General features: G+C 67.8%; 12 protein-coding genes. 5 read left to right on the forward strand and 7 right to left on the reverse strand.

Going from position 1 to position 12,581, the window contains the following annotated elements; genetic code table 11:
* Positions 1-399: 399 nt before the first annotated feature.
* The 4 genes from DPV74_RS18190 (at position 400) to DPV74_RS18205 (ending at position 3,097) form a co-directional block, all read left to right on the forward strand.
* A complete protein-coding gene (locus DPV74_RS18190; RefSeq protein WP_119337713.1) occupies positions 400-1,281 on the forward strand; it encodes an NmrA family NAD(P)-binding protein in 882 nt (293 codons plus the stop codon).
* 33 nt (positions 1,282-1,314) lie between these two features.
* On the forward strand, positions 1,315-1,689 hold the full coding sequence (locus tag DPV74_RS18195; protein ID WP_027789306.1) for a hypothetical protein: 375 nt from the start codon (positions 1,315-1,317) through the stop codon (positions 1,687-1,689).
* Positions 1,690-1,761: 72 nt separating this feature from the next.
* Entirely contained in the window at positions 1,762-2,475 is a 714-nt protein-coding gene (locus DPV74_RS18200) for an SDR family oxidoreductase (RefSeq protein WP_119337714.1), read from the forward strand.
* Between the two features lie 160 nt (positions 2,476-2,635).
* A complete protein-coding gene (locus DPV74_RS18205) occupies positions 2,636-3,097 on the forward strand; it encodes a MarR family winged helix-turn-helix transcriptional regulator (protein ID WP_060217294.1) in 462 nt (153 codons plus the stop codon).
* Between the two features lie 37 nt (positions 3,098-3,134).
* On the opposite strand, the gene DPV74_RS18210 is transcribed toward DPV74_RS18205, so the two are convergent.
* Entirely contained in the window at positions 3,135-4,190 is a 1,056-nt protein-coding gene (locus tag DPV74_RS18210; protein WP_060195355.1) for an aldehyde reductase, read from the reverse strand.
* 58 nt (positions 4,191-4,248) lie between these two features.
* Between DPV74_RS18210 and DPV74_RS18215 the strand changes: the two genes are divergently transcribed.
* Positions 4,249-5,271 carry an AraC family transcriptional regulator gene (locus DPV74_RS18215; protein ID WP_059697490.1) on the forward strand — a complete coding sequence of 341 codons (1,023 nt, stop codon included), beginning with the start codon at positions 4,249-4,251 and terminating at the stop codon, positions 5,269-5,271.
* Positions 5,272-5,309: 38 nt separating this feature from the next.
* On the opposite strand, the gene DPV74_RS18220 is transcribed toward DPV74_RS18215, so the two are convergent.
* The 6 genes from DPV74_RS18220 to DPV74_RS18245 form a co-directional block, all read right to left on the reverse strand.
* A complete protein-coding gene (locus DPV74_RS18220) occupies positions 5,310-6,986 on the reverse strand; it encodes an ABC transporter ATP-binding protein (protein ID WP_119337715.1) in 1,677 nt (558 codons plus the stop codon).
* Positions 6,983-7,852 carry an ABC transporter permease gene (locus DPV74_RS18225; protein WP_081072584.1) on the reverse strand — a complete coding sequence of 290 codons (870 nt, stop codon included), beginning with the start codon at positions 7,850-7,852 and terminating at the stop codon, positions 6,983-6,985. The genes DPV74_RS18220 and DPV74_RS18225 overlap by 4 nt, the downstream gene beginning before the upstream one ends.
* Positions 7,853-7,865: 13 nt before the next feature.
* Positions 7,866-8,876, reverse strand: coding sequence for an ABC transporter permease (locus DPV74_RS18230; protein WP_027791924.1), 1,011 nt, complete (start codon positions 8,874-8,876; stop codon positions 7,866-7,868).
* Between the two features lie 59 nt (positions 8,877-8,935).
* Positions 8,936-10,576 carry an ABC transporter substrate-binding protein gene (locus tag DPV74_RS18235; protein ID WP_060206773.1) on the reverse strand — a complete coding sequence of 547 codons (1,641 nt, stop codon included), beginning with the start codon at positions 10,574-10,576 and terminating at the stop codon, positions 8,936-8,938.
* Between the two features lie 65 nt (positions 10,577-10,641).
* The gene (locus DPV74_RS18240) at positions 10,642-11,217 is read right to left on the reverse strand and encodes a GNAT family N-acetyltransferase (RefSeq protein WP_119337716.1); all 576 of its coding nucleotides are present in this window, start codon (positions 11,215-11,217) and stop codon (positions 10,642-10,644) included.
* Positions 11,214-12,368: an MsnO8 family LLM class oxidoreductase gene (locus DPV74_RS18245; RefSeq protein ID WP_119337717.1), complete on the reverse strand. Its 1,155-nt coding sequence runs from the start codon at positions 12,366-12,368 to the stop codon at positions 11,214-11,216. Before DPV74_RS18245 ends, DPV74_RS18240 begins: the two co-directional genes overlap by 4 nt.
* Positions 12,369-12,581 lie beyond the last annotated feature (213 nt).

Genomic DNA, 12,581 nt, shown 5'->3' on the forward strand with positions numbered 1-12,581 from the left:
ATCGCGGCCGCCCAGCCGCCGGCGAGCTGGCGCAGCGCCGCGCGCCGGCCGGAGCGCGGTGCTCGGGGAGGAAAACGGGAATCGGTCATGGTCGAGCGCGTGTAGCACGCGGGAGCCGCGCGGGGAAACGATGATTTTCGGCAACCGGGCGCGGCGCGGCAAACAACGATTCCCGCTTTGCTTATCGCGACTGTTTCACGGGCGTACAACGCATGGCCGGTCGAAGCGCTGAGTTCAGACGGAACGCTCTCCGCCTCGATGCCCGCCACCAATGCCGCCTGCCGAACCCGGCGTGATGTTATCCGGGGCGCCAACCAAAAAAACTTGACGTTGAGAGCACATGCTCCTATTCTTCGTCTCAAGGGAGCATATGCTCTCACTTTCGAACGGAGCGAAACGATGAACGAGCCTGAGATTCTTGTGAGCGGTGCAACCGGACGCACCGGAGGTATGGCGATCGACGAACTGCTCAAGATGCACAAACGCGTACGTGCCTACGTGCGCACCGATGACGATCGGGCGGCCGCCCTGAGGCAGCGCGGCGTCGATGTCGCGATCGGCGACTTCACCGGCATCGACGACATTCGGGCAGCGATGGAAGGCATCCGATCGGCGTATTTCCTTCATCCGATCGCGCCGGGGATCATCGGGGCCGCAGCCTATTTCGCACAGGCGGCAAAGGAAGCGGGGGTCACGGCGATCGTCAACATGTCGCAGATTTCCGCGCGTCGGGCGTCGCTGAGCCACGCGGCACAGGATCACTGGGTCTCCGAGCAGGTCTTCGATTGGTCGGGCGTCGCGACGACGCATTTGCGCCCGACCTTCTTTGCCGACTGGCTCGTCTATCCGCATTTTGCGCGGGAGATATGGGCCACGAAGAAGATCGAATTTCCGTTTGGCAACGGCCGTCACGCGCCCATCGCCAGCGACGACCAGGGCCGCGTGATCGCCCACCTCCTCGCCAAACCCGAAGGCCACGAGGGCAAGACCTACACGCTGCACGGCCCAGTCGAGATGAACCACGTCGAGATCGCAGAGGCGATGAGCGAGGTTCTCGGCGCCCGGATCGAATACGCGCCGACTTCCATCGAGGAATTCCGGATCAAGATGGAGACCCTTTACAAGTTTCCGCCGTTCCTCACGCAGCATCTGGTCGAAGTCGCGCAGAACTACCGAGACGGCATCTTCTCGGGCACCAACGACGCCGTCGAGAAGATCACCGGAACGCCGCCGCTGTCGGTCCAGCAGTTCGTCAAGAAATATCGGGCCGCATTCGTGTGAACACGTCCCTGAAACGAATCGAGGGGTTTGAACATGTCACCCATCCAGCCTGATCGTCACCCGTTTCTCGATGATCTGACGGCCGATGCCGAACTGGTCAGCTCGGTGTTGCGCACGCCCGTGACCGGGCGCGACGAAATCCGGCTCGCCGTCGACGCCGTCGGGACCTTTTACGTCTCGCAGACGCCCACGTTTGTTCAGGCCGTCGGCTCACGGCTCTTTCTCGAATACGAGGCCGTACTGACGAGCGGCGAGACGCTGAGCGCGGTCGTGGTCGTCGATCGCAATGCCGACGGCTCGGTGCCGCGAGTCAGCGTGCGAATGAGCCCGCTTGGCGCCGTACTGACGCTCGCGACCCATCTGCGGGAGTCGCTTTCGAAGCAGTTGCCGGAGCACGTCTTTCTTTGAGCCAGGCACCCGCGTGCTCGTGGCGGGCGTCGACACGCCCCCGGCACGCGGCTTTTGAAACAGGAGCTTGTCATGGATATCAAGAACGCCACCGTCTTCATCACCGGTGCCAATCGCGGCCTGGGCCTCGCTTTTGCACGCGAGGCGCTGCGGCGCGGGGCGGCGAAAGTGTACGCCGGTATGCGCAACACGAGCGGTTTCGACGAGCCGGGCATCGTGCCGGTCAGGATCGATGTCACGGATCCGGCGTCGATCGCCGAGGCCGCGAAACGGGCGGCCGACACGACCCTGCTGATCAACAACGCGGGCATTGCCGCGCTGATCGACGGGCCTTTGGCGGCCGACGTGCAAGCGCAGTCAGCCCGCTTGTTTGATACCAACTACTACGGCGTGGTGCGCGTCACGCAGGCCTTCGAACAGATCCTCGCGGCCCAGCCGCATGCCGCGATCATCAACGTGCTTTCCGACATCGTGTGGCTCCCGCGGCCGAATCTGACGCCGTATGCCGCGTCGAAAGCCGCCGCCTGGAGCTACACGAACCAGCTTCGCTTTCACCTGCGCGACCGCGGCATCCAGGTTCTCGGCTTGCACGTCGGGTTCGTGGATACCGATCTGACCAACGGCATCGACGTGCCCAAGGCCAGTCCCGGTGACGTCGTACGACGGACCTACGACGCGCTCGTCGCCGGCAAGAGCGAGGTCATGGCCGACGAGGGGACCGCGGTGCTGAAGAGCACGCTTGCGGCCGAGATACCCGGCTACATCACGCCGCCGGCCGGGCTTTGAACACCGCGGTCGACACGAGCCGGATTCGGCGGCGAGACACGAGGTGCGCGGATCGTGTGCCAGCGTTGTCGCTCCCGGCTATCATCGATGGATACGACCATACCTTTGCGCGACGCGTGCGTAGCGTTCGCGCAAGGAACCGAAATCAGGAGTGCACCCGATGTTGCCCGTCAACCAGCCGCTTGGCATCGATCAATGCAACTGCTTCGCCGTAAGGAAGGCGAGCAGGCAGATCTCCCGACTCTACGATAGTCATCTCGAGCCCTCGGGCTTGCGCATCACGCAATTCCTCACGCTGGCCGCCCTGCGCGAAGTGGGAAGTACGCCGGTCAACGCCCTTGCCGAACGGCTCGATATCGAACGAACGGCGATGGGGAAGATGGTTGGCTTCCTGGAGCGCGACGGCTTCGTCACGATCAAGCCGTCGCCCACCGACGGCCGCAGCCGCCTCGTCGAACTCACCGAGGAGGGACGGCGCCTGCACGAAAGAGCCTCCCCGCTCTGGCAGGAAGCGCAACGGGAGTTCGAGCAACTGAACGGTGTGGCCAATGTGACGGCCTTGCGAGAAGGGTTGAGAGGAGTGCAGATCGGCGACGTGTCGATGCGCTCGTCGCAAGACTGAGTAGTCATGCGACGAAGGGCGATGAAATCCGCTGTCGTTATCGCTGGCCGGCATCGCGCAGCAGCCCGAGGCGCACGAGGCTTTCGGCCGTGGCGACAATGGCGTCCTCGCGCGGGCGGGGCGACCAGCCGAGCAAGCTGATGGCCTTCTGGCTGGTGGCGTTCAGGTTGCGGCCGAGCAGCGGCAGCGATCCTCGCAGCGCAGGATCCCTGAGTGCGCCGATGCGCACCAGCCAGTCGGGCAGCACCCGGGTGGACACATGGCGCGCGGCATCCCCCATGCGCGCCTTGAGCACCTGCGCGACTTCGGCGAGCCACATGCTTTCGCCGGCAATGGCAATGAAGCGCTCTCCGCTCGCGGCGTCGTGGGTCATCGCCCGCACATGCAGGTCGGCGACGTCGCGCACGTCGACGAAGCCGGAATTGATGCGCGGATTGCCGGGCTGGCCGTTCAGCATGCCCCTGATCAGGCGGATGGAGTGCGAATAGTCGTCGCCGAGCACGGGCCCGACAACCGTCACCGGGTTGATCGCGGACAGTTGCATGCCGCGTCCTTCTCGCGCGATGAAGTCCCATGCCGCGCGTTCCGACAACGTCTTCGACTTCTGATAAGGCCAGACATCGGCGGCCGTCAGGTTGCTCCAGTCGGTCTCGTCGAAGGGGCGGCTCATTGGCCCGTGTCCGGCGCAGATCGCACCGAAAGCGGAGGTCAGCACGACGCGCTTTGCACCCGCGTCCCGCGCCGCACGCAGCACGCGCAGCGTGCCTGCCACGGCGGGCTTGACCCAATCGTCTTCACTCGTCTGCGTGCCGGTGGGCGTGGGCGACGCGCCATGCACGACGTAGGCGCAGCCGGCGGTTGCCTGTTGCCAGCCGTCGTCGGCGAGGAGATCCGCCTCGACGAATGACAGGCGATCTCCGGGTTCTGCGCCGCCTCTTTCGAGCTGGGCGCGCACCTGCGTCTCGCGCGTGAGCGAGCGGACGGTGGTTCGTACCTGATAGCCGCGATGCAGCAGCGCCAGGATGCAGTGTTGTGCAATGAAGCCGGTGCCGCCCGTTACGAGAACCGATTCGAGGCTGGATGTGCTGTTCATGTCGTTGAATGTCAGGGACGAAGAACCGGAAGGTTAAGGGCCGGTCTGCCGCGTGTTAATGCTTTATAGTGCGATTTACTTGCGCGACAGTACGATGATGAGTGACGACCCCTTCTCCGACATCCTGAGACTCGCGAACGCCGAATCGCTGGCAACGGGAGGCTTCTCGGCCGGCGGCGCTTGGGCCATTCGCTTTCCGGCACCCGACAAGATCAAATTCTTCGCGGTGGTGAAGGGCACGTGCTGGGTCTCCATCGACGGAGAGGAAACGCCAATCCGCTTCGCAGGCGGGGATGTCGGTCTGCTGACGGCAAAACGGTCCTTCGTTCTCGCGAGCGACCCTGGCGTTCCACCTGTCGATGCGATGACGTTGTTCTCGGGCGCGGGCAAGTCGGCGGTGAAACTGGGTGACGGCGATGACTTCGCCCACATCGGTGGACACGTCCTGCTCGATCCGGTAACCGGCAACTTGCTGTCGGACGTACTGCCGCCCTGGATTCACGTACCGGCCGCATCGCCGCAGGCCGTGAAGGTGCGCTGGCTTCTCGAGCAACTCGTGGAAGAGCGAGCGGCCGATCTGCCCGGCGCGCAGCTCGTCTCGGCCCAGCTTTCGCAACTGCTTTTCATTCAGATACTGCGCGCCCATCTGAACACGTCCGCGCCCCTGGCGGGATGGTTGCGCGCGTTGAGCAACCCACGCATCGCACCCGCACTGCGACTGATGCACGGCGATCCCGCACGCGCATGGCATCTGGACGAGCTTGCCGCCGCGTGCGCGATGTCACGAACCACGTTCGCTGCGCACTTCCGGGCGAGCGCCGGCGTCGCGCCGCTGACCTATCTCGGCCAGTGGCGCATGCGGGTTGCGGAGCGCCGTTTGCGCGACGAGCGCATTCCGGTCGCCCTGCTTGCACAATCGCTCGGCTATTCGTCCGAAAGCGCATTCAGTAACGCGTTCAAGCGCATGTCCGGACATGCGCCGACGGCCTATCGTCATATCGCGCGAACGGCTGCCGAAAACGTCGGAAGTGAACGTGGCGGCGATCGCGTGGAAGCCGGGGCTACCGGTTCGACGCCGTAGCCGTCTGATGGCGGAGGGTCAGCGGGAACGGGCAAAGATCATGCGAGCGCGACGAGCGGCGGCGCGGCACGCGCGCCGGCCAGCGTCGGCAGCGCATCGAGCAGCGACGCGGTGTACGGGTGCGACGGCGCGCCGAACACGCGCTCGACCGGGCCGCTTTCGACCACCCGGCCGCCGCGCATCACGAGGATCCTGTCGGCGACGTGATGCACGACGCCGAGATCGTGCGAGATGAACAGCATCGCGGTGCCGTGCTCGGCCTGCAGATCGGCAAGCAGATCCAGCACCTGCGCCTGGATCGACACGTCGAGCGCGCTGACGGGTTCGTCCGCGACGAGCAGCGCCGGGTTCGACGCGAACGCGCGCGCAATCGCGACACGCTGCCGCTGCCCGCCGGACAATTCACGCGGGTAGCGGTCGATGCAACCGGCGCCGAGCTGCACCTCGTCGAGCAGCTGCAGCACGCGGCGACGACGCGCATCGCCGCGGACACCGGTCGGGTCGAGGCTTTCGCCGACGATCTGTCCGACCGAGTAGCGCGGGTCGAACGAGCTGTACGGGTCTTGCGCGATCAGTTGCAGCCGGACGCGACGCACGCGGCGTGCGGCTTCCGGCACACCGCTCCACGGCTGGCCGTCGAGCGCGACGGTGCCGCTGTCCGGCTCGACGAGCCCGAGCACGATCCGTGCGACCGTGGACTTGCCGGAGCCGGATTCGCCGACGATGCCGAGCGTCTCGCCGCGTGCGAGCGTGAACGACACGCCGTCGACCGCGGCCGGCGCGGCGCGATCGCCGTAGCGTTTCGTCAGCGCGTCGACGGCCAGTACCGGTGCCTGCGTATCGATGCGCTTCGGCGGCAGCGGCACGCGCGCGGCGGTCGCGAGCCGGAACCCGCGCGATGCGGCGGTGGGAATCGCCGCCAGCAATTCGCGCGTGTACGGGTGTGCCGGCGCGGTCAGCACGTCGCGCGCCGGGCCCTGTTCGACGACCTGGCCGGCGCGCATCACGAGCACGCGATCGGCGAGCTCGGCGACGACCGCGAGATCGTGGCTGATCAGCAGCACCGCGTCGCCGGCATCGCGGCGCGCGCGCAGCAGCGACAGGATCTGGCGCTGCACGGTCATGTCGAGCGCGGTGGTCGGCTCGTCGGCGATCAGCAGCGATGCGCCGCCCGCGATCGCGGTGCCGATCAGCACACGCTGCCGCAAGCCGCCAGACAACTGGTGCGGATACTGCGGCAGCCGCCGCTCGGGATCGTCGATGCCGACCGCACGCAGCAGGTCGGCGCTGCGCGCCGCGACGTCGCGCCCGCGCGTGTTGCGCAGCGCCTCCGCGACGAGGTCGCGCACGCGCCACAGCGGATCGAGCGACACCAGCGCGTCCTGCAGCACGTAGCCGATCCGGCGCCCGCGTATCGCGCGCCAGTCGCGTTCGCGATGGCGGCGCGCGTCGGCGCCGGCGATCTCGAAGCGTTCGGCGTCGATCACCGCGTTGGGTCCGTTCAGCCCGACGAGGCTGCGTGCTGTGACCGACTTGCCGGAACCCGATTCGCCGACGAGCGCGACGCATTCGCCGGCATGCACGGCGAGGTCGAGCGGTCCGACGACGGGCTGCGTGCCGTGCGCGCCGCGAAAGCCGATCGTCAGGCGCTCGATGCGGACCAGCGGTGCGGCGCGGGCCGGCGTTGCCGGCGCAGCGGACGCGATCGTGCTCATGCTGCCTCCCTGCGTTCGAAGCGCGCCTGCCAGTAGCCGCCGAGCGCATTCACGGCGATCACGGCCGCGGTGATCGCGACGCCGGGCCACACCGCGATCCACCACGCGTTGTACAGATAGTTGCGGCCCTCGGCGAGCATCAGTCCCCATTCGGCGGCGGGCGGCTGCGGCCCCATGCCCAGGAAGCTCAGTCCCGACGTGCCGATGATCGCGGTGCCGAGCCCGATCGTCGCGAGCACCGGCACCTGCGCGATCGCATGCGGCAGCACGTGCCGCCAGACCAGCACCGCCGGTGCGAGGCCGAGCGTGCGCGCGTGCTCGACGTAGCCGGAAGCCGCGACGACGAAGGTTTGCGCCCGCACCACGCGCGCGAAGCGCGGCACCGACGCGACGCCGAGCGCGAACACGAGGTTCACCGCGCCGGGGCCGGTGAACGAGATCAGCATCAGCGCGAGCAGCAGGTCGGGGAATGCGGACACGACGTCGAGCACGCGCGTGATCAGCTCGTCGAGCCAGCCGCGCGCAAGGCCGGCAAACAGCCCGAGCGCGGTGCCGAACAGCGTCGCGACGCCGATCGCGGCCGCGCTGATCGACAGCGAGTAGCGTGCGCCGTACACGACGCGCGAGAAGATGTCGCGGCCCAGCTGGTCGGTGCCGAGCCAGTGCTCGGCACTGCTGCCGAGCTGCGCGGACAGCGGATCGGCGGCCAGCGGATCGTAGTGCGCGAGCCAGCCCGGTGCGATGACCGCAATCGCGTTCAACAGCAGATAGACGGCAGCCAGCGCGAGGCCCGGATGGCGGCGCAGCCAGCCGGCAGCGGCGGATGTCGCCGGGGCGCGCAATGTGAGATCGACGGGAGTGGACATCGAAGCCTCCGGTTCAACGCGGTGCGCGGCGATCGCGCAGGCGCGGATCGATCAGCAGGTACAGCAGGTCGACGGCGGTGCTGAGCGCGACGTAAATCGCCGCGGACAGGATCGCGATCGCCAGGATCACCGGCATGTCCTTCGACAGCACCGCGTCGACGGTTACCTTGCCGAGGCCCGGCCGGCCGAACACCTGCTCGGTGATGACGGCGCCGCTGAGCAGCCCGCCCACGAGCCAGCCGGCGAGCGTGACGGCCGGCAGCGCCGCGTGGCGCAGCGCATGGCGCACGCGCAGCGCGAGGCCGCCGACGCCCCACGAACGCACCGTGAGCGCGTATGGCTCGTCGAGCGCGCGCTCGATGCCTTGCCGCAGCACGCGGCCGATCACGGCACCCTGTGCGAGCCCGAGCGACAGCGCGGGCAGGACGAGCGACGCGAAGCCGCGATCTCCGGCCACCGGGAACAGCTTCAGCGTGAAGCTGAACACGAACAGCAGCATGATGCCGAGCCAGAACGACGGCGTCGACGCGAGCAGCAGCTCGACGCCGGATGCCGCGCGCCCCGCCCAGCGGCGACCGGCCGTCAGCACGGCGAGGCCGACCGCGAACGCGATCGTCACGACGAACGCCGCGCCCGTGAGCTTCAGCGTCGGCCACAGCTGGCCGAGCACGAGCGGTGCGACGTCGGTGTTCAGGATGTACGAGCGGCCGAACTCGCCGTGCAGCACGCGCCACAGGTAGTGCACGTATTGCAGCGGCAGCGGCTCGTCGAGTCCCCATTCCCGGCGGATCGCCGCTTCGATCTCCGGCGTGCTCAGCTGCTCGCCGATCAGGATGCCGACGATGTCGCCCGGTGCGAGATGCACGGCCGCGAACGACAGCGTGACCGCGGCCCACAGTACGAGCGCGCCGGTCGCGAGCCGCGTCGTGACCGGCGAATGCAGCCAGCGGCGCCAGGGGGCCGGCGAGCGTGCGGCCGGCAGCGCGTCCGGGACGGGGACGGGAGCGGAAGGCGAAGGGTTCATGTGCGATATCTCCTGTCGGTTTGGCGCGGCGTGCGGGGCAACGCGCTCGACGCGCCCGCCTACTTCTTGATCCACACGTCGTACGGGTTCTCGGGCATCTGCGCGAACGAGCGGAAGCGCAGCCCCTGGACGGCCTTCGCGGCGGCGATCTGGTCTTCGGGCTCGTACAGCGGCACCGCGTACGCCTGCTCGTTGATCGCGAAGTGCTGCAGTTCGCCGTACAGCTTCTTGCGTTCCGCGATGTTCTGCGTGCGTGCGGCCGCCTGCAGCCAGCGCGTCAGCTCGGGCGCCGCCGCACGGCTGTAGTTCAACGCGCCGCCGCGATCGACGGGCAGGTAGTGGCCTTCGATGTCGATGCCGTCCGGCGGTGTGTTCGAATTCGCGATCGAGCCGAACTTGCCGCTCTTGCGCGCTTCGACGTACGTGCCGTCGTCGACGTACTGGATCTTCAGGTCGACGCCGAGTCGCTGCCGCGCCTGCGCCTGCAGTGCCTGCAGCAGCACGTCGCGCTGGTCGCGCACCGTCGCCTGCGCCTGGATCACCGCGATCGTCAGCCGTTCGCCGTTCTTCGTGCGGTAGCCGCCGCTGTCGCGGACGTTCCAGCCGGCTTCGTCCAGCAACTGGTTCGCGAGCTTCGGGTTGTTGCCGTAAGTCTTTTCGATCGATGCGACATAGAGCGGATCGATCGGCGACGTGACGCCCCATGCACGCGTGCGCTCGCCGCGGTAGATCGACTGCACGATGCCCGTTATGTCGAGGCCTTCCAGCAGCGCCCGGCGCACCTTCACATCCTGCGTGGGACCGTAGCCGACGTTCAGGAACAGCGAGTAGGGCGTGCCGGTGTTGAGCGCGCGGCGGTAGGTGAAATCGGCGTTCTTGCGGATCAGCGCGGCGTCGTTGCCGGACACGCCTTCGATCACGTCGACCTGGCCTGACAGCAGCGCGCCGGTGCGCACGGACGATTCGGGCAGGAACCGGTAGACGATCCGGTCCAGGTACGCGGGGCCCTGGTGGCCCGCCGTCGGCGGCGCCCAGCGATAGTCGGGGTTCTTCGCGAATTCGATTTCCTGCCCCTTGACGTAGCGGCGCAGGATGAACGGGCCGGTGCCCGCGATGTCGGGGCCGCCCGATTTCAGGCTCGGTCGGTCGAACGCGTTCGGCGACAGCAGCGGCAGCCGGCCGGCGAATGTCAGGAACGGCGCATACGGCGCATCGAGCGTGATCGCGACCGTGTGCTCGTCCGGTGTCTTCACGTCCGCGACGTGCGAGATCAGTCGTGCGAGCTGGCTGCCGGCGGAGTACGACAGTTCGCGTGCGTTCAGGAAATTGCGGGCCACGGCCTTCGCGTCGAACGGCGCGCCGTCGGTGAACTTCACGCCGTCGCGCAGCGTGAACGTATACGTCTTGCCGTCGGCGGAGACCTTGTAGCCGGTCGCGAGCCACGGCACGTAGCTGCCGTCCGGCTTCTGTGCGAGCAGGCTTTCGTATGCGTTGCGCAGGAGCAGCTCGACCTTGTCCTGGCCGTTCAGTTGCGGGTTCAGCGTGCGCGGCTCCGTTTCGACGCCCCAGGTCAGCGCGCCTCCGGAGACGGGCGTGCCCTGTGCGAACGCCGCATACGGGAACGCGAGCGCGACCAGCAGCGCGGCCGAGGCGGTACGGCGCGAAGCGCGGAGAGCGGAATCCGGAAATGCGAATGTCATGCGTGGCAGCCTTTCACGAGGTGGGTAGCAGGGGATGCGGTGCGCGAAGCCCGGAGGAGGGGGCGTCACGCGTTTGCGTGGAGCGGCACGTCGTGCGCGGTGGTATCGTCCGCTGCCGGATCGCGATAGAGCTCCGGGAGCAGGATTTTCCGCAGCCAGACGAGCGGCGTGCCGAGCGCATTCGTCGAGCGATCGAACGGCAGGTAGCCGTTACGTTCGTAGTACGGCTGCAGCCACGGATGGTTGGTCGCGGTCGCGAGATAGGTCGCGGGCGCCTTCACCTGCTCGGCCAGGAACCGCGATTCGACGTGCTCGATCAGTGCGTGCCCGAACCGCTGCCGCTTGAACGCGGGCGCGACCGCGAACCAGTGGAGGAACGGATACGGCATGCGGTGGCGTTCGCCGGATACCCATGGAAAGCGCACGGTCAGCGTGGCCGCGAGGGCCAGTCGGCCTTCCGGTGTCGTGTGTTCGAGCACGAACGTGGTTTCGCGCGCAACGGTCTGCGCGACGCGCTCGATCGGCGAGCGCGTGATCGTGAAAAGCACGCCCTGCGGCACGAGCGGCGCATACGCATCCTGCAGCAGCGCGTAAAGGGCCGGCACGTCGTCCGCGCCGGCGATGCGGATCGTATCGGTCATCGCGCGGTGCCCTCGAAGTCCGGTTGCGGCGTCGCGGCGCGCTCGCGCGATTCCCGCGCATCGGGCCGGTACCGCGACGACGCCGCGCCGTGCTCGTCGGCCGACGCGCCTGCCAGCAGCCGCAGCGACGCAATGCGCGGTGCGGCATCGGCGAGCGGCGTATCGATGACGAATTCGTCAATCCCGTGGCGGCGATGCAATGCGTGCAGTTCGTGCAGCACGTCGTCGCGCGTGCCGTGCACGATCCGCGTTTCGCGCGGATCGATGCGATGCGGGCCGCCGCCTGCCTGCCGGATATAGGCGTGCGCCTGATCGAGGCTGCCGACGTTGACGGCAGGCGTGTTGCCCACCTGCACGCGAAAGCCCTGATGTCCGCTCGCCAGCTGCGCGGCCGCGTCGCGGGTTGCCGCGACGATCGCGGAGACCGCGAGCAGCGGCGTGCGGCCGCCGGATGCGCTGCGGTATGCATCGAACGCGCGTTCCAGATCGGTCGGTGAGGCGTTCAAATGCGACGCGTAGACGAACGCCCAGCCTAGCCGCGCCGCGAGCGCGGCGCTTTCCGCACTGGCGCCGAGCAGGAATGGTTGTGCGGGCTCGGGCGGGCGCGGCGTCGCATGCAGCGTGGCGTCATCCTGCCCGGTCGTATCGGCAGCCGTGGCTGCGCCCTGAAGATGACGATTCAGTTCGTCAGCCAGATCGGCGAACGACGCGCGCCGCGCGGGATCGTAGCCGGCCTGCAGCGCGCGCGTCGACAGCGGCAGGCCGCCCGGCGCCTTGCCGATACCGAGATCGACGCGGCCCGGCGCCAGCGACGCGAGCAGGTTGAAGTTTTCCGCGATCTTGTACGGACTGTAGTGCTGCAGCATCACGCCGCCCGAGCCGACGCGAATGCGCCGCGTATGCGCGAGCACGTGCGCGATCAGGATCTCCGGCGACGGGCACGCGAGCGCGGCGGTGTTGTGATGTTCGGCGAGCCAGTAGCGGTGATAGCCGGCGGCGTCGGCGAAGCGCGCGAGCGACACGCTGCGCGCAAGCGCGTCGGCGGCCGTTTCTCCCGGCGCGACCGGGCTCTTGTCGAGCACGCTCAAGCGGAACGGCAACGCGGTCGAAGCGGACGAATCGGAGTCGGAGCGGATGGCGTCGAACGTCATGATGAAGCGATCGGCGCGGGTCGAAACGGCCTGATCAACGGGTTTGGCATGCCGAATTATTTTGCGGCGCCGTTCGCACGGTCAAACAATCAAGAAGAATATCGAAAGCCGAAAATATTCGTTCCGGCCGACCGGGGGGCTTGCATTATGGTCGTTGACTGCGCGTCGTCTCGCGGCGTGTGCCCGGCCCTTGCCGGGCGATGCGGGGCCACG

The organism is Burkholderia sp. HAN2018 (assembly GCF_024704855.1).
GTDB lineage: Bacteria > Pseudomonadota > Gammaproteobacteria > Burkholderiales > Burkholderiaceae > Burkholderia > Burkholderia cepacia.